General features: G+C 46.0%; 15 protein-coding genes. 10 read left to right on the forward strand and 5 right to left on the reverse strand.

Annotated elements, in window-relative coordinates:
• Positions 1-205 (forward strand): carboxy terminal-processing peptidase (locus tag VIM72_RS06195; protein WP_332001996.1); only part of this gene is annotated, 205 nt, incomplete at its 5' end.
• A gap of 355 nt (positions 206-560) precedes the next feature.
• On the opposite strand, the gene VIM72_RS06200 is transcribed toward VIM72_RS06195, so the two are convergent.
• Positions 561-2,177 carry a S41 family peptidase gene (locus VIM72_RS06200; RefSeq protein WP_332001997.1) on the reverse strand — a complete coding sequence of 539 codons (1,617 nt, stop codon included), beginning with the start codon at positions 2,175-2,177 and terminating at the stop codon, positions 561-563.
• 216 nt (positions 2,178-2,393) lie between these two features.
• Here VIM72_RS06200 and VIM72_RS06205 point away from each other — a divergent pair, with 216 nt between their 5' ends.
• The 8 genes from VIM72_RS06205 to VIM72_RS06240 all read left to right on the forward strand — a co-directional run bounded on the left by VIM72_RS06205 (position 2,394) and on the right by VIM72_RS06240 (position 12,426).
• On the forward strand, positions 2,394-3,242 hold the full coding sequence (locus VIM72_RS06205; protein WP_332001998.1) for a BadF/BadG/BcrA/BcrD ATPase family protein: 849 nt from the start codon (positions 2,394-2,396) through the stop codon (positions 3,240-3,242).
• Positions 3,243-3,261: 19 nt separating this feature from the next.
• Positions 3,262-4,080, forward strand: a complete 819-nt coding sequence (gene murQ / locus VIM72_RS06210) for an N-acetylmuramic acid 6-phosphate etherase (RefSeq protein WP_332001999.1) — start codon at positions 3,262-3,264, stop codon at positions 4,078-4,080.
• A gap of 30 nt (positions 4,081-4,110) precedes the next feature.
• A complete protein-coding gene (locus VIM72_RS06215) occupies positions 4,111-4,674 on the forward strand; it encodes a hypothetical protein (RefSeq protein ID WP_332002000.1) in 564 nt (187 codons plus the stop codon).
• A gap of 187 nt (positions 4,675-4,861) precedes the next feature.
• Positions 4,862-5,545 carry a succinate dehydrogenase cytochrome b subunit gene (locus tag VIM72_RS06220; RefSeq protein ID WP_332002001.1) on the forward strand — a complete coding sequence of 228 codons (684 nt, stop codon included), beginning with the start codon at positions 4,862-4,864 and terminating at the stop codon, positions 5,543-5,545.
• A gap of 19 nt (positions 5,546-5,564) precedes the next feature.
• Positions 5,565-7,538, forward strand: a complete 1,974-nt coding sequence (locus tag VIM72_RS06225) for a fumarate reductase/succinate dehydrogenase flavoprotein subunit (protein WP_332002002.1) — start codon at positions 5,565-5,567, stop codon at positions 7,536-7,538.
• A 63-nt stretch (positions 7,539-7,601) separates the two neighbouring features.
• Positions 7,602-8,366, forward strand: a complete 765-nt coding sequence (locus VIM72_RS06230) for a succinate dehydrogenase/fumarate reductase iron-sulfur subunit (protein WP_332002003.1) — start codon at positions 7,602-7,604, stop codon at positions 8,364-8,366.
• Positions 8,367-8,850: 484 nt separating this feature from the next.
• The gene (locus VIM72_RS06235) at positions 8,851-10,236 is read left to right on the forward strand and encodes a Gfo/Idh/MocA family oxidoreductase (protein ID WP_332002004.1); all 1,386 of its coding nucleotides are present in this window, start codon (positions 8,851-8,853) and stop codon (positions 10,234-10,236) included.
• Between the two features lie 135 nt (positions 10,237-10,371).
• Positions 10,372-12,426, forward strand: a complete 2,055-nt coding sequence (locus tag VIM72_RS06240; protein ID WP_332002005.1) for a S9 family peptidase — start codon at positions 10,372-10,374, stop codon at positions 12,424-12,426.
• Positions 12,427-12,465: 39 nt separating this feature from the next.
• Here VIM72_RS06240 and murI read toward each other — a convergent pair whose 3' ends face one another.
• Both murI and VIM72_RS06250 read right to left on the reverse strand, forming a co-directional pair.
• Positions 12,466-13,284, reverse strand: coding sequence for a glutamate racemase (gene murI, locus VIM72_RS06245; RefSeq protein WP_332002006.1), 819 nt, complete (start codon positions 13,282-13,284; stop codon positions 12,466-12,468).
• A gap of 2 nt (positions 13,285-13,286) precedes the next feature.
• On the reverse strand, positions 13,287-13,949 hold the full coding sequence (locus VIM72_RS06250; protein WP_332002007.1) for a carbonic anhydrase: 663 nt from the start codon (positions 13,947-13,949) through the stop codon (positions 13,287-13,289).
• 241 nt (positions 13,950-14,190) lie between these two features.
• Here VIM72_RS06250 and VIM72_RS06255 point away from each other — a divergent pair, with 241 nt between their 5' ends.
• Positions 14,191-15,834, forward strand: a complete 1,644-nt coding sequence (locus VIM72_RS06255) for an ABC-F family ATP-binding cassette domain-containing protein (RefSeq protein WP_332002008.1) — start codon at positions 14,191-14,193, stop codon at positions 15,832-15,834.
• 78 nt (positions 15,835-15,912) lie between these two features.
• Here VIM72_RS06255 and VIM72_RS06260 read toward each other — a convergent pair whose 3' ends face one another.
• Complete coding sequence (locus tag VIM72_RS06260) at positions 15,913-16,308, reverse strand: response regulator (RefSeq protein WP_142686281.1); 396 nt, start codon at positions 16,306-16,308, stop codon at positions 15,913-15,915.
• 435 nt (positions 16,309-16,743) lie between these two features.
• A partial coding sequence (locus VIM72_RS06265; RefSeq protein ID WP_332002009.1) for a hypothetical protein occupies positions 16,744-17,454 on the reverse strand: 711 nt, incomplete at its 5' end.

Raw genomic sequence — 17,454 nt, forward strand, 5'->3', positions numbered from 1 at the left:
TGCAGTAAATGATAAAGTGAAAGAGCTCAATATTGTAAACATCAAATCCGATATGGAGAAATTTGGCAGCGACTCATCCAAGATTGCCCGTAACAAGGACTGGATCAAGATCAGAACCAAAGACATCTATCTCGATGAAGCGGTGAACGTCATGAATGACCTGATCGTTCAGTCGTTGCCCAAAATGCAGCGTAAAAACCAGTAGTGAGCGGAGGGGATCGCCTTCGGCGATTGTCTTGGAGCAGGATTACGCTGATTATACTGATTTGTCTGATTTTATTTTTTGGGATTTTATAAATAATTAAGGGAGATAGAAGCACGTATTGCTTTTATCTCCCTTAGTTATTAAAAAGATAAGGGAGATAAAACCGGGTATCCGTTTTTATCTCCCTTGCTTTATTCTAAAAAATGTAAAAATAAAATCAGCGAAATCATCAAAATCCTGAGTCAGACAAAATCCGCTTATATCTCCAAAAAAATCAAATCAAACAAATCAGTATAATCATCATAATCCTGCTCCAAGACAATTTCCTTCGCCGAAGGCGAAGGGCGAAGAACAATCACTCCGCTGCGCCCTTTTCCTTCGCCACTACTTCGAGTGCTTTCTTTACCATCGGGTCTTCTGCATTGATGGCTTCGTAGAAGCCTTCAGTTCTGTAGAGCTGCCGGGCCAGCATTGCTTTGAGCCTGGTCCGGATCTCTATTTCGTCGCGGGCAGTAAGATGATCGAGACCGGGCACGCTGTCCTTTTTAGCGTATGCTTTGAAGTCGCTGATCAGCACCGGTGTGGTCTGAAAGTTTTTGGTGAAATCCTCCGCGTTCTTATAGGATTTAAAGGCTTCCCTGTGCGATGTATAATACTGGTAGGCAAAATTGCTGAAAGTATTGCGGGTATAAATAGCGGTTAAAGTAGGTGTAAAACGGGAGGTGTCAAACGGAATAAAAATGTCCGGTGTAATACCGCCCCCGCCGTAAACGGGCCTGCCGGCGGCTGTTTTATAAAGTACGGTATCTGTTATTTTGATACTGTCTTTATTTACCATTTCTCCGTGGTGATAACGTTCAATGATATCATCATCGTAATCATCATGTCCTTTACCGTATGGTTTCTGGATACTTCTGCCGGAAGGGATGTAGTAGCGGGCTACGGTAAGACGCAATGCGCCTCCATTGTCCAGATCGTACTGCTCCTGTACCAGGCCTTTTCCGAAAGTCCGGCGGCCGATAACGGTACCGCGGTCCCAGTCCTGTATGGCACCAGCCAGTATTTCACTGGCGGAAGCGGAGCCTTCATCTGTCAGCACTGCCAGGGCGCCTTTCTCAAAAAGCCCCGGCCGTTTGGTTTTATAGTCGGTTCGTGGAAAGTCTTTGCCCTTTGTATATACGATTAGTTTCTGGTCGTCTATCAGTTCATCCGCAATACGGGTGGCTGCATCCAGGTAGCCGCCGGGATTCTGCCGGAGATCGATCACCAGTTTTTGCATGCCCTGTTTTTCCAGCTGACGGATGGCTTTCATAAATTCATCGTAAGTGGTGGCGGAGAATTTACTGATCTTAATATAGCCTACGCCGGGGGCGGCCATATAGCTGGCGTCTACGCTGTATAAGGGAATAACGCCGCGTTTAATGGGAATGGTGATCTTTTTATCCTGTCTTAATACCACTGTGTTCACAGTAGATCCGGCCGGGCCTCTCAATAATTTGCGGATCTTTTCCGGTGTGATACTGTTGCCCGCCACCAGGCTATCGTTCACTTTCAGGATCTTATCGCCGGTTTGCACGCCTGCAGATTCAGACGGGCCGCCGCTCAGCACACTTACCACATTCACCGTATCTGCAGTAATATTGAATTCTACCCCGATGCCCTCAAAATTTCCTTCCATATCTTCATTCACCCGCTGCAGTTCGGAAGGCGGTATATATATAGAGTGGGGATCCAGGTGGGTCAGCAACCCTTCTATGGCTTCCTGCTGTAACTCGTCAGTATTGAGGGAATCTACATATTTCGCTTTGATCAGGTCCATTACTTCCTGTAACGGGCCCCTGTTGGGTTTGGTGAAAAAAACGGTGGCTCCTCCATTGTTCGATCCAGGCATTTTATGTCCGAGGAACATTCCCAGGGCTAATACAACTGCAAAGAGAAGAGGCAAAAAAACATTCAACTTCCTGTTAGACATAATCAGATTATTATCCCGCTAATTTATATGACCAATCTTTGTATCCATGTAGCAAAAGCACCTGGCGGAAAGCAATCTGCTGCATACATGTATCATCATCACTTAAACTTAAAGAGGGCATTTGTTTTTATGAACCCCTTTTGTTTAAATTGTGACAAAAATAGCATAAATCAGGTGCAAACTTTTAGGATTCTTAAATTTCATAAATAACCGGATATGGGTGCTGGAATAAAGTTAGTGGCAGACAGCGGGTCTACGAAGACGGAGTGGGGCGTGCTGGGCGCCGCGGAGCCTTTGGTGTTGAAAACACAGGGCGTAAGCCCTTATTTTCAGACCGCGGAGCAGATAAAGGCTATCCTGGAAAAAGAACTGCTACCACAGCTGCCCGCCGGTAAATCCGTGACGGATGTATTTTTTTATGGAACGGGATTGTCGCAACCAAGGAACCTGCAACTGGTGTCGGATGCCATAAAGGCTGTTTGGCCAGACGCTGCATTCGATGTGCAACACGACCTCATGGGCGCTGCCCGCGCACTTTGCGGTACCCAGGAAGGCGTAGTGAGCATACTGGGCACCGGTTCAAATTCCTGTTATTACAACGGGAAAGAAGTGGTGAAGAATAACCCGGGTCTTGGCTTTATCCTCGGGGATGAGGGCAGCGGCGCTTACCTGGGACGAAAAGTATTACAGTATTATCTCTATCATAGTTTTGATGCCGATCTCCACGCACGCTTCGAGTTTAAGTACCATACCACTAAAGATGAGATCCTGGAAAGCGTATACCGCAAGCCGTTAGCGAACCGCTACCTGGCCGGGTTTACAGAGTTCCTGTCGGAAAACCGGGAGCACTATATGATCCAGAATATTCTGGAAGACGGGTTGAACGATTTTTTCTTTAACCATATTTATAAATACAGGGAAAGCTGGACCACTGCACTTCATTTTACAGGTGGGGTAGCCTGGCATTTCCGTGATATCATCAGCGAATTGTGCGAACTGTATGAACTGCCTATGGGCAAGGTATTACGCACGCCCATGGAGGGTTTGCTGGATTATCACCGTTAATCATTTTCAACTTTTTAATATGTCATTTGTAAAAGTAACGGAACAGGCTTCTCATTACCGTCACCTTGAAAAGATGAGCGTGCAGGAGCTGCTGACCAACATGAACAAAGAAGATCAGACCGTTCCGTTAGCCGTGGAAAAAGCTATTCCGCAAATTGAGAAACTGGTTACTGCCGTAGCAGATAAAATGCTGGCGGGCGGCCGCCTGTTTTATATGGGCGCCGGTACCAGCGGTCGTTTGGGCGTAGTGGATGCCTCAGAATGCCCGCCTACTTTTGGCGTACCGCAAGGCCTGGTAGTGGGGCTGATTGCTGGCGGGGACAGCGCTATACGAAAAGCCGTGGAGTTTGCGGAAGACAGCCGGACCCAGGGTTGGGAAGACCTGCAGGCGTATAATATAACTGATAAAGACGTAGTAGTAGGCATCGCTGCCAGTGGTACTACTCCCTATGTAATAGGAGCGCTCAACGAATGCCGCAAACATGGTATTGTTACCGGGAGTATCAGTTGTAATCCTGATACGCCGGTATCTGCTGCTGCCGACTTCCCCGTGGAAGTGGTGGTAGGACCTGAATTTGTAACGGGCAGCACACGCCTGAAAAGCGGCACTGCGCAGAAACTGGTGCTGAATATGTTGTCGACCGCCGTAATGATCCAGCTCGGAAGGGTAGAGGATAATAAAATGGTGAACATGCAGCTCAGCAACGAAAAGCTGGTAGACCGCGGCGTAAAAATGCTCATGGAACAATTGTCGCTCACCGATTACGCCCAGGCCCAGCAGCTGCTGTTAAAGGCCGGCAGCGTAAAAAAAGCGGTGGACGACTTTACCGGCAAATGATCTGAAAACCTTTATACCCATCAACCAGGTATGCATAACATAGAGCCATATTACAACTGGCGGCACCTGTACACCGCCGAAGAAGATGAGTATTCCCCGTTTTACGGAAGGGAATACAGTGAGTTTGAATATTCCAATTCGGTGTATAACTATTATATACATCCGCAATGGGATGAGTTTGGCTCACGTAACCTGTACATGAAGATCCTTTTCACGGATTACCAGTTTAATTTTGTGATCATAGAATTACTGGGAGAATGGAATGATGCTATTGACAACGACATCATGACCATGAAGCGTAACATCATCGATACACTTATTGCACAGGGCATTACAAAGTTTATTCTCATCACTGAAAATGTAATGAACTTTCATTCTTCCGATGATTGCTATTATGAAGAATGGTGGGATGATATCCGCGATGATGGCGGCTGGATCGTAAGCCTGAACATGCCTGTGCAAACGCGCGAAGAGTTTGAAAAAGCCCGCCTGCACTATTATGTTCACCTGCTGGACGATGATAAATGGAGAACCTATCAGCCTTTGCACCTGTTTAATATGGTGGATAACATCATGCTGAAACGGCTGGAATAATATTAATTTTCATTACAAAATGAAAGATATTATGCGTGTTTAGTTGATTATTAATGATTAATGTATATTAATTGTAGTATATCTATATTGAAACCTGATAAATATCATTTGGTTTTTATTTTTCCTGCGTTAAATTTGCCCGACATTTCAAACATCTTTTTATACTAGGAAGCTTAGAATTTTACTTATGAAGTGGTCACAGTTCTTTAATACCTCTATCGGTAAGAAGTTATTGGTAGGTGCTACCGGCTTGTTTCTTTGCAGTTTTGTTATTATACACCTGGCGGGTAATTTTCAGCTGCTGTATAATGACGAAGGCAAGGCCTTTAACGTATATGCTGCGTTTATGGGGCACAACAGCCTGATTCAGTTTATTGCCTGGGGGCTGAAAATTGTGATCCTGCTGCATGCGTTTATTGCGCTTCAGCTCACTTTCAGCAACAGGGCCGCCCGTCCGGTGAAGTACGCCGTGAACCCGGGTAATCAGACATCTTCCTGGTTCAGCCGTCAGATGGCTATCATGGGAAGTATCCTCTTCATCTTCATCGTTATCCACCTGGTTAACTTCTGGGGAAAATTTCACTACACGGATCTGCCCACCCGTACTTATGAAGGCAGCGTTGAACCGCTGAAAGATCTGTATGCCTTGTCGTATGAAACCTTTAAGAACGGCTGGTTGGTAGCATTGTATGTGATCGGTATGATCGGCTTGTCTTTCCACCTGATCCATGGCTTTAAAAGCGCCTGTCAGACCTTCGGTTTAAATCATAAAAAATACAACGGCCTGCTCAGCTTCATTGGTATATGGGTGTTTGGAATAGCCATCCCTGTTGGTTTTGCTATTATTCCCATCGTAATCTATTTCAAATAATTCTGTAAAGTAAGGATATATGTTGAACGCAAAAATTCCTGCCGGACCATTAAACTCCAAATGGGAAGACTATAAAGGACACTGTAAGCTGGTGAATCCTGCCAATAAGCGTAACCTGGAAGTGATCATCATTGGTACAGGTTTGGCCGGCGCATCAGCAGCAGCTTCGTTAGGTGAGTTAGGATATAAAGTAAAAGCATTCTGCTTTCAGGATAGCCCGCGCCGCGCGCACAGTATTGCTGCCCAGGGTGGTATCAATGCGGCAAAGAATTATCAGAACGATGGCGACTCTGTTTTCCGTTTGTTCTACGACACAGTAAAAGGTGGTGACTACCGCGCCCGTGAAGCCAACGTACACCGTTTGGCAGAAGTAAGCGGTAACATTATAGATCAGTGCGTGGCACAGGGGGTTCCCTTTGCCCGTGAATATGGCGGCCTGTTAAGTAACCGCTCTTTCGGTGGTACACAGGTACAGCGTACTTTTTATGCAGCGGGCCAAACCGGCCAGCAACTGCTGCTGGGTGCTTACTCTGCGCTGGAACGCCAGGTGGCACTGGGTAACGTGAAAATGTACAACCGTCACGAAATGCTCGACATCGTAAAAATTGATGGCAAAGCACGAGGTATCATTGCGCGTAACCTGGTAACCGGTGAACTGGAACGCCATTTTGGTCATGCAGTACTGATTTGCAGTGGCGGTTATGGCAACGTGTTCTACCTGTCTACCAACGCAATGGGCTCTAACGTAACTGCCGCCTGGAAAGCAACCAAGAACGGCGCTTACTTCGCTAACCCCTGCTTCACACAAATTCACCCTACCTGTATCCCGGTATCAGGCGATCACCAGTCAAAACTGACCCTCATGTCAGAATCACTGCGTAATGATGGCCGTATCTGGGTTCCTAAAAAACAGAACGATACCCGCAAAGCCAACGAAATTCCTGAAGAAGAAAGGGACTATTACCTGGAAAGAAGATATCCTGCATTCGGTAACCTCGTTCCCCGCGACGTGGCTTCCCGTGCAGCAAAAGAAAGATGCGATGCCGGTTATGGCGTAGGTACTTCCAAACAGGCTGTGTACCTCGACTTTGCCGCAGCCATTGAACGTTATGGTAACATTGAAGTGGGTAAACGACAGATCTCCAATGCTTCCAAAGAAGAGATCATTAAACTGGGTAAAGAAGTAGTAGCAGAGAAGTATGGTAACCTGTTCGACATGTACGCCAAGATCACCGGTGAAAATCCTTACGAACTGCCCATGCGTATCTATCCTGCGGTACACTACACAATGGGTGGTCTTTGGGTAGATTATGAATTGGGTACCACTGTTCCCGGCCTGTATTCCCTGGGAGAAGCAAACTTCTCCGATCACGGCGCTAACCGCCTGGGAGCATCAGCACTGATGCAGGGCCTGGCCGATGGTTATTTCGTAATCCCTTACACTGTGGGTAACTACCTGGCAGATGAGATCCGTACAAAAGCAATCCCTACTGACCATCCCGCTTTCGTGGAAGCAGAGAATAAAGTAAGAGGCACTATTAATAAACTGATGAGCATTAAAGGGTCTAAGTCTGTTGATTTCTTCCACAAGAAACTCGGTAAGATCATGTGGGATAAATGCGGTATGGCACGTAATGAACAGGGCCTGAAAGAAGCGATTGAAGAAATCAAAGCGCTGCGTGCAGAGTTCTGGAAAGATGTGCGTATCCCTGGTGATGCCAACGAATTCAACCCTGAACTGGAGAAAGCCGGTCGTGTGGCCGATTTCCTGGAGCTGGGCGAACTGATGTGTATCGACGCGCTGAACCGCCGCGAATCCTGCGGGGGCCATTTCCGTGAGGAATCACAAACCGAAGACGGGGAAGCGCAACGCGATGATGAAAACTTCAGCTATGTAGCTGCTTGGGAATATAAAGGCGACGGACAGTACGAACTGCACAAGGAACCACTGGAATTCGTTGAATGTAAACCAACACAGCGTAGCTATAAATAATGGTTATTGGTGAATTGTTTAACGGTTCGCCAGGATTATAAATCAAATAATTGTCCAAGGTATATGGAACATTATAACATGAACCTCACATTAAAAGTGTGGAGGCAGAAAAACAAAGATGATCAGGGTAGATTTGAAACTTTACAGGCAAAAAACATTTCTTCCGAAATGTCGTTCCTGGAAATGTTTGATGTAGTGAATGAAGAGCTGATCAATGAAGGCAAAGAACCAATAGCATTTGACCACGATTGCCGCGAAGGTATCTGCGGTATGTGCTCCATGCATATCAACGGCCGTGCACATGGTCCGTGGAATGGTACTACTACCTGCCAGCTGCACATGCGCGCTTTCAAAGATGGCGATACCATCACGGTAGAGCCCTGGAGAGCAGGCGCATTCCCGGTAATCAAAGATCTGACAGTAGACAGATCAGCGTTTGACCGTATCATTGAAGCTGGTGGTTATATTTCCGTAAACACAGGTAATGCGCAGGATGCAAACTGCTTACCGGTAGATAAAAATAAAGCCGACCTGGCTTTTGCAGCTGCAGCCTGTATCGGTTGCGGCGCCTGCGTAGCAGCATGTAAGAACTCTTCTGCCATGCTGTTCGTATCTGCAAAAGTTTCCCAGCTGGCATTGCTGCCACAGGGCCAGCCTGAAAAGCAAACCCGTGCGCTCAACATGGTGGCGCAAATGGATAAGGAAGGTTTTGGCAGCTGTACTAATACCGGCGCCTGCGAAGCGGAATGTCCGAAAGAAATTTCCCTCACCAATATCGCCCGCCTCAACAGGGAGTTTATTGCTGCAGGTTTTTCTTCTGAGAAATAGCAGATTTTGTCTTGGAACACTGATTTAGATGATTTCGCTGATTTGCCGATTTATTTTTTGAATAATATAAAAAGGAGATGGGAGTGTTATGGCATTCTCGTCTCCTTTCTTTTTTAGCGCGGATTTTGTCTGACTCAGGATTACGCTGATTATACTGATTTTTTTGATTTGATCATTTTTGATTTTAAAAGGATTCAGGGAGATATAAGCAAATGTTTTTTTTGATCTGGATTTGGGGAGATAAATTTTGATCCGGGATTTTTGAAGATATCCGTTTTTGTCTTCCAAAATCTTAATTAAAAAAAATATCTATTCGCTTATATCTCCCTGAATCCTTTTAAAATCAAAAATGATCAAATCAAAAAAATCAGTATAATCAGCGTAATCCTGAGTCAGACAAAATCCGCTTATCCTTTCTGACTTTAACTTTCTAAAATTTTTTATTATTATGTGCTTTTCCCACGTAATGTAAAACAGAGAACATATGTCAGAACAATCACGCAGAAAGTTTATCAAGCACATCGGCAGCACCGCCGCACTGCTCGGAATAGGCCAGTTGGCCGCCATCGCTAAAGAACAGGAACATGTAGAAATATTACAGCCCGAAAAAAGAGTGGCCCCCAACGACAAAATCCGTGTTGCCTGCGTAGGAATGGGGATCATGGGATTCGGGGATGTGGAAACGGCTATTAAGGTGCCGGGAGTGGAATTTGTAGGCGCAGCCGACCTGTATACCGGCCACCTTGAGAAAGTAAAAGAAGTGTTCGGCCCGCAGGTATACACTACCCGCGATTACCGGGAGTTATTGAAACGGAAAGATATTGATGCTGTTATAGTAGCTACCCCTGATCACTGGCACGATACCATTGCCATTGCCGCCATGGAAGCAGGAAAAGCGGTTTACTGCGAAAAACCAATGGTACAGCAGATAGAAGAAGGCCATAAAGTAATTGCCGCACAGCAACGCACCAAAGCCGTTTTCCAGGTAGGCAGCCAGCGGGTTAGCAGCGTGGCACTGGCAGAAGCCCGTAAACGTTACCAGGCAGGTGAAATAGGACAATTAAATGTAGTGGAAGCAAGGATGGACCGCCACAGCGCACTTGGCGCCTGGCAGTATTCCATTCCACCGGATGCTTCACCGGCTACTGTCGACTTTGATACCTTCCTGAAAGACACTGCGAAGCTACCGTTTGACCCGGTGCGCTTTTTCCGTTGGCGTAATTACCGCGCCTATGGCACCGGTATTCCCGGCGATCTGTTTGTGCACCTGATCTCTGGTCTTCATTTTATTACAGGATCACTCGGGCCCACCTCCATTTATGCCAGCGGTAACCTGGTACAATGGAAAGATGGCCGCGATGTGCCGGATGTGGTAGTGGCTATTTTTGACTACCCCGAAACAAAAGAACACCCGGCCTTCCAGATGACGCTCCGCGTGAATTTCGCTGATGGCAGCGGTGGCGGCGAATACACCCGTTTTATTGGTACAGAAGGGGTGCTGGAACTGGGGTGGAACGACTTCAAAATCAAAAAACATAAGCTGCCGGAAGCACCAGGCTACGGTGGCTGGGATACCTATAACACATTTACCAAACAACAACAGGCGAAATACGTACAGGAATACAATGCAAAGTATCCCGCAGATAAGCGGAATACGGTGGAAACATCCAGCGCTTTTGCCGCTCCCAAAGGGTACGACGACCGCCTGGATCACTTTACCAACTTCTTTGAGTCCATGCGCTCCGGCAAACCCGTGGTGGAAGACGCCGTATTTGGCCTTCGCGCCGCAGGGCCAGCCCTGGTAACCAATGAAAGCTACTTCAGCAAAAAACTGATTAACTGGGATCCGGTGAATATGAAAATAGTGTAGGGAGAATTCGTAATTTGTATTGCTTTTGAGTTAAACCACTATTTAAATCTATGTCCTATGTTTAAAAACTTCCAGGGTAATTGTTGGTTGCTTTTGGGGATGGCGCTTTTGTCTTGTAATGAAAAGAAAAATACTATGAACGACCAGGTTGATGTAAAACCTCCTGTAGCAGAGAAGATAGCTAAAGAGCTCAGTATTCACGGCGATAAACGGATTGATAATTATTACTGGATGAACAACCGGGAAGATCCGAAAGTACTGGCCTGGCTGAATGCAGAAAATGCGTATCTCGACACCATCCTTTCTTCCGAAAAAAAGCTCCGTGAAAAACTTTTCACCGAGATGAAGTCCAGGATCAAGGAAACAGACATGAGCGTGCCCTATCTTAAAAACGGCTATTACTACTACACCCGTTATGAAGAAGGGAAGGAGTATCCAGTACATTGCCGCAAAAAAGGCAGCCTGGAAGCACCGGAAGAAGTGATCCTCAATGTGAATGAGCTGGCCGCCGGTCATGCATATTGCCAGGTGGCGGGATTGAGCATAAGCCCGGATACAAAATTGCTCGCATACGGAATAGATACGGTAAGCCGCAGGCGTTATACCATCCGGATCAAAAACCTGGAAACAAACGAGCTTCTTACAGACGAGATCCATGAAACCACTGCCGGCAGCACCTGGGCGAGTGATAATAAAACCCTTTTCTATTCCCGTAAAGATACCGTTACCCTCCGGGCCGATCGTATCATGCGGCATTCACTGGGAGTGGCAGCCGACAAGGAAGTGTATCATGAAACAGATGAAACGTTTGATGTAGATGTTTCCAAAACAAAATCCGGCAAATATATTATCATCAACAGCGAAAGCACCCTGTCGTCCGAAAGCCGGATCCTGGATGCTTCCAAGCCCAATGATGCGTTCCGCATTTTTCATCCCCGGGAAAAAGAGATGCTGTATCATGTGGACCATCGTGATGATAAATTCTATATCACCACTAACTGGAACGCGCTTAACTTCCGGTTAATGGAAACCCCGCTGGATAAGACTTCCAGGCAAAACTGGAAAGAACTGATCCCTAACCGCAGCGATGTGCTGCTGGAAGGCGTGGAGTTGTTTAAAGATTTTACCGTGCTGGAAGAAAGGAAAGGAGGCTTAACACAGATCCGCATCATCAATGACAGAACCCATACCGAAAAGTACCTGCCCTTTTCTGAAACGGCTTACACCGCATCTGTAAGCAGTAACCCGGAAATGGACAGCAAGGAGCTGCGGTATAATTATACTTCCATGATCACGCCCAACTCGGTGTATGATTACAACATGGAAACAGGGGCCCGCGAATTGAAGCGTCAGCAGGAAGTACTGGGCGGCTATGATCCCAAAGATTATGCAACAGAAAGATTATTTGCCACTGCTTCGGATGGTACAAAAATCCCGGTGTCGATAGTGTATAAGAAAACTTTTGAGAAAAATGGCAAGGGGCCGTTATTGCTATATGGCTATGGTTCTTACGGCAATAGTATGGATGCTACCTTCAGCTCCACCCGGTTAAGTTTACTGGACCGTGGTTTTGCCTTTGCCATTGCACATGTCCGCGGTGGCCAGGAAATGGGGCGCCAATGGTATGAGGATGGCAAAATGTTTAAGAAGAAAAATACATTTACCGATTTTATAGCCGCTGCAAAATTCCTGGTACAGCAACATTATACTGATTCTGCGCATCTTTACGCAATGGGTGGCAGTGCAGGTGGCCTGTTAATGGGCGCTGTTGCCAATATGGAACCGACCTTGTTCAACGGCATTGTGGCGCAGGTGCCTTTTGTGGATGTGGTTACCACTATGCTTGACGAGAGTATTCCGCTTACTACCGGTGAGTTTGATGAATGGGGCAATCCCAAGAACAAGGATTCCTATGATTACATGAAATCCTATTCCCCTTATGATAACGTGGAACAAAAAGCTTATCCCAATATGCTGGTCACTACAGGTTTACACGATTCGCAGGTACAATACTGGGAACCTGCCAAATGGGTAGCGAAATTAAGGGAGCTTAAAACAGATCATCATTTGCTGCTGCTGCATACTAATATGGAAGCCGGCCATGGTGGCGCTTCGGGCCGGTTTAAATCGCTGGAGGAAGTGGCGTTGGAATATTCATTCCTGTTGAAGCTGGAAGGGAAAGAAAAATAATAAAAAGAGGGTGTATCAGGTACGATACACCTTCTTCTTTTATTTGGTGAGCATCTTTGATGAAGTCACTGTTTTACCATAAAAGATCTCCGCCATCTTATCAAAAATTCCGGGATCATCGGTGGTATAAAAACTACGCTGCTGCTGTTTACTAAGCCTACTTTCCATTTCAGGATGGCGTTTCAGGTAGTCTTTCAGGCTATGTGCCACAATTTTACCCTGCGATAAAACAGTGATACCGCCCGGTAAAAACTGTTTGATCTTTTTCATCAGCAACGGATAGTGTGTACAACCAAGTACAAGGGTATCGATGCCTGGAGAGGCGGACAATATTCTATCCAGGTATTCTTTTACAAAATAGTCGGCTCCTTCGCTTTCGTGTTCATTATTTTCAATCAGCGGCACCCACATCGGGCAGGCCAGCTGATGTGTTTTTACATGTGGAAAAAACTTCCGGATCTCCAGCGGGTACGATTCTGACGAAACGGTGCCATTGGTAGCCAGTATGCCTACTTCGCCGGTTTGCGTGATGGTGCCCACCATTTCAGAAGTAGGGCGGATCACGCCCAGCACCCGGTTATCGGGAGCAATATGCGGCAGGTCTTTTTGCTGTATAGTGCGCAATGCTTTCGCGGAGGCGGTATTGCAGGCCAGTATTACCAGTGGGCAGCCCATTTCAAACAGCTTTTGCACGCACTCCAGCGTGTAGGTGTGAATGGTATCAAAGCCTCGGTTGCCGTAGGGCGCACGGGCATTGTCTCCCAGGTAAATGTAATCGTATTGCGGGAGCTCCGCCACAATTTCCTTTAGTACGGTTAAGCCGCCATAGCCGGAGTCGAATATGCCTATCGGGCCCATGATTATTCGGTATCTTTTTGCATCAGACCGGAGCCTGTTAAATCATAAATCTTCTGTATTTCGTGCAATACGCCTTCAAAATCTATTTCCAGGTCTTTCAGTATGCCGTTCTTCAGGTCATATACCCAGCCATGTACAGTGGGAAAGCCTTTCTCCACATACGATTTCTGAACAGCTGCAGTTTTGATCACGTTAATGCATTGTTCCTGCGTATTCAGTTCAACAAGGCGGTTATAACGTGCATGCTCATCCGTTATAGCATTCAGTTCATCCATGTGGAGGCGGTATACGTCGCGGATGTTACGTAACCAGGGATTGAGGATTCCCAGGTCTTTGGCCTGCATGGCCGCTTTCACACCACCACAGTTGTAGTGGCCGCATACAATGATATGTTTTACTTCCAGGTGTACCACCGCGTAGTTAATCACGCTCATAACGTTGAGATCGATATTGGGTACAAGGTTGGCGATATTGCGGTGCACAAACACTTCTCCTGCTTCAAGTCCCATGATTTCATTGGTAGGAACCCGGCTGTCGCTGCAACCAATATACAGGTAGGCCGGTTTCTGCGTATCCGCCATTTTCTCGAAAAATTGCTCGTCCGTAGCTTTTTTTGAAGCTATCCACTGTTTGTTATTCTCGAATATCTGTTTATATGCTGTCATGCAGGTTTCATTTTATGCGCTAAAGATACGTATTGAAAGCATATGCAGACAACCCTTTCATCATGAAAGGGTTAAAGAAATGTTGCATTTTTTACTGCCGGTAAATTCCAGGGGCAAAATGTATAAAATGTTATTATAAAGATATTTATTCATATTGTTTATTGATATGTCTGCTACAGTCCATTCTTGGAAACCCCGCATAAAATCAGTACCTTTGCAGCTTCAAAATTTCATAGCCAGCATGATCAGTGTTAAAAACGTAACGCTCTCTTTCGGTAAGAGAGTATTGTTTGACGAAGTAAACCTCAATTTCACAAAAGGGAACTGTTATGGTGTGATTGGGGCCAATGGAGCAGGTAAGTCTACTTTTCTGAAAATATTATCCGGTGAAATAGAACCGAATAAAGGTACGGTAGAAATTACTCCGGGTGAGCGCATGAGCGTGCTCACGCAGAACCACTTCCAGTTTGATGAGGTTACGGTACTGAATGCCGTATTGATGGGTAACAAGAAGCTTTGGGAAATAGCCAACGAAAGGGATACTATTTATGCCAAGGAAGATTTTACTGAAGAAGACGGTATGCGCGCAGGCGAACTGGAGGCTGAATATGGTGAGATGGGCGGTTATACTGCAGAAAGCGATGCAGGTGTGCTGCTGAGCGATCTGGGCGTGAAAGAAGAAGTGCATGGCATGCTGATGAAAGATATTGCCGGTAGCCTTAAAGTGCGGGTACTGCTTGCACAGGCGCTGTTTGGCAATCCTGATATCCTCCTGCTGGATGAGCCTACGAACGACCTGGATGTGGAAACCATCGGCTGGCTGGAGAACTTCCTGGCCGACTATGAAAATATTGTGATCGTGGTATCGCACGACCGTCACTTCCTGGATGCCGTATGTACGCACGTGGCAGATGTGGACCGCGCAAAGATCCAGATCTTTAGCGGTAACTATACTTTCTGGTATGAATCATCCCAGTTGATGGCCCGCCAGATTGCAGATAAGAACAAGAAGATGGAAGATAAGCGTAAAGACCTGCTGGACTTTATCGCCCGCTTTAGCGCCAACGCCTCCAAAAGTAAACAGGCTACTTCCAGGAAGAAAGCCCTGGAAAAACTGGTGGTGGAAGATATCCAGCCTTCTAACCGTAAATATCCTGGTATCATCTTCAAACAGCAGCGCGAAGTGGGTAACCAGATCCTGAACGTGGAAAAACTGGAGAAACTGGCAGACGGCCGTAAACTCTTTACGGATGTTACCTTCTCTGTTAACAAAGGAGATAAGATCGCATTTCTCTCTAAAGACCACCTGGCACTTACCACTTTCTTTGAAGTGATCAACAACGAAGCAACGGCAGATAGCGGCAAGTTTGAATGGGGAACCACTGTAACCAGTGCCTACCTGCCTAACGACAACGCTGCCTACTTTGCCAATAAGGACCTGAACCTGATGGATTGGTTACGTCAGTACGTGCCACCTCATGTAACAGATGTGGATGAACCTTTCCTCCGTGGTTTCCTTGGTAAAATGTTATTTGGCGGAGATGAGATCATGAAGAAAACTTCTGTGCTGAGTGGTGGTGAAAAAGTGCGTTGTATGACCAGCCGCATGATGCTGCAGGATCCGAATGTGCTCATACTCGATGAACCTACCAACCACCTGGATCTCGAGTCTATCCAGGCTTTCAACGAAAGCATGATCAACTACAAAGGAGTGGTGCTGTTCACCACGCATGACCATACCTTCATGCAATCAGTGGCTAATCGTATTATCGAGTTAACGCCTAAAGGGATCATCGACAGGCTGATGACCTTTGATGAATACCTGGCAGATGAACGTGTGAAAGCACTACGGGAAGAGATGTATGGTAGCGCAGTTCCGGCGTAAAAGAGAATAGGGGAAAAATATAGAAGCGAATGGCCAGCCGGTCATTCGCTTCTTTTTTAATGGTGTGTTTATATCTTCTTATAAATACTCCTCTATTACCTTTAATTTATTCTTATCGAGGGGCTTTGTAATATAAGCCATCAGTTCCGGTGTATGTTGTACTTTTTGCATGTCCCGCACATCCACAGAAGAGGAGCACATGATAATCGGGATGGTATTTTTAAAAGAGGTTTTCAATCCCCTGTAAGCCTCAATAAAATCCCAGCCGTTCATTCGCTGCATATTCATATCAAGAATGATAAGAGAGGGCAAGGTAGGTTGAGGGGCCCTGGAAAGCTGCTCCAGGGCTTCTTCTGCGCAGAGAAAAGAGGTAACTACCAGGTGATTGCTTTGGTGCCCCAACATTTTCTTGATAATGAAATGAAATATTTCATCATCATCTACAACGTACACTATTTTATTCATGTCTTCCATGCTTCGGTTTTAATTGGGCTTCTTATCTTATCCGATAATAACAAAAGGCGCACAAAAAGACGATGTTAAGGAATTACGTGGCCCTGTTTACTGCAAAGTAAGGGCATTGACTCCAGGGATAACAAGTGGCTGAAATCAAAATCCTTCATCGTAAACATGGGCTGGATCGGCATTTATACTATGCCTGTCACATTCTTCTTCTTAAGCATTGGTCATGGGAGTGCAGTGGCCTCCGGCTATATTTAATTGCGAAGCAAAGAACGTTAATTTAATTTTATTTTTATATATATGTTTTTGGCAATAACTAATCATTAACAAATTAGATAAGCGAAAAAAATACCATAATCTGCCGGGCACTTCCCTGAAAAGCGAATGGCCGGGACGAAGATCGTACTTCGCCCCGGCCATTTGCTATTATCAGTAAGCGGATGGTTGTTAGAACAAGCCGCCTTTTTTCAATGTTACTTTACCCTGACCGATTTTGTAACCGTTATGGTAGATTTCAACAGCATAATCGCCTACTTTGAAATCGGAATTCTGTTTCCAGTCCATACTCACGGATTGTTTCTGACCAGTGGTATAAGCCACTGTTTTCTTGGCAGTATATAATTTTTCAGTGCCATCTTCCAGTGTGAAACGGCCGGAGCCCAGTGCTTCCACTGCCAGTGGAGCGCCATCCGGGGCGGTGATAGCTACAAAGATCTCTTTATCACCGGTAGGTGCAATACGGTTGTCGTCCAGGTCAAAGGTAACCCGCATCATATCTGCACGTTTTGCTTTGCTGGTTTCTACCTCTTTACCGTTGTTTTTTACACGGATCGGTAATAATTTAATGTTGGATGCATGTAATACAGATCCCAGGTCCACCTTCTTATTGAGGCTGTCTTTCACAACAGATACTGAGTCGCGCTCTTTACGGGCATAATCCCTTTCGCCAGCCAGCACTATCTTTTCCCCTTCCAGGCGCTCTATAGTTTCCGTATAGCCTTCAATGTTGGATTTCAGCTGCTCGATCAAACGGCGCGCTTCTGCCAGTTGTGCCTGCGTAGCGTTTTTGTTAGACAGGATACTGGAGATCCTGGCTTTCATATCCTGTATTTCTTTATCTTTTGTTTTAACCAGGCTGTCCATCCGGGTGTTCTGGGA

It is taken from the genome of Chitinophaga sp. (assembly GCF_036569185.1).
In the GTDB taxonomy this organism is placed as follows: Bacteria; Bacteroidota; Bacteroidia; order Chitinophagales; family Chitinophagaceae; genus Chitinophaga.

Coding starts and splice junctions, on each gene's coding strand:
- VIM72_RS06200 (WP_332001997.1), bottom strand. CDS start 2,177: ATGTCTAACAGGAAGTTGAATGTTTTTTTGCCTCTTCTCTTTGCAGTT.
- VIM72_RS06205 (WP_332001998.1), top strand. CDS start 2,394: ATGGGTGCTGGAATAAAGTTAGTGGCAGACAGCGGGTCTACGAAGACG.
- murQ (WP_332001999.1), top strand. CDS start 3,262: ATGTCATTTGTAAAAGTAACGGAACAGGCTTCTCATTACCGTCACCTT.
- VIM72_RS06215 (WP_332002000.1), top strand. CDS start 4,111: ATGCATAACATAGAGCCATATTACAACTGGCGGCACCTGTACACCGCC.
- VIM72_RS06220 (WP_332002001.1), top strand. CDS start 4,862: ATGAAGTGGTCACAGTTCTTTAATACCTCTATCGGTAAGAAGTTATTG.
- VIM72_RS06225 (WP_332002002.1), top strand. CDS start 5,565: ATGTTGAACGCAAAAATTCCTGCCGGACCATTAAACTCCAAATGGGAA.
- VIM72_RS06230 (WP_332002003.1), top strand. CDS start 7,602: ATGGAACATTATAACATGAACCTCACATTAAAAGTGTGGAGGCAGAAA.
- VIM72_RS06235 (WP_332002004.1), top strand. CDS start 8,851: ATGTCAGAACAATCACGCAGAAAGTTTATCAAGCACATCGGCAGCACC.
- VIM72_RS06240 (WP_332002005.1), top strand. CDS start 10,372: ATGAACGACCAGGTTGATGTAAAACCTCCTGTAGCAGAGAAGATAGCT.
- murI (WP_332002006.1), bottom strand. CDS start 13,284: ATGGGCCCGATAGGCATATTCGACTCCGGCTATGGCGGCTTAACCGTA.
- VIM72_RS06250 (WP_332002007.1), bottom strand. CDS start 13,949: ATGACAGCATATAAACAGATATTCGAGAATAACAAACAGTGGATAGCT.
- VIM72_RS06255 (WP_332002008.1), top strand. CDS start 14,191: ATGATCAGTGTTAAAAACGTAACGCTCTCTTTCGGTAAGAGAGTATTG.
- VIM72_RS06260 (WP_142686281.1), bottom strand. CDS start 16,308: ATGGAAGACATGAATAAAATAGTGTACGTTGTAGATGATGATGAAATA.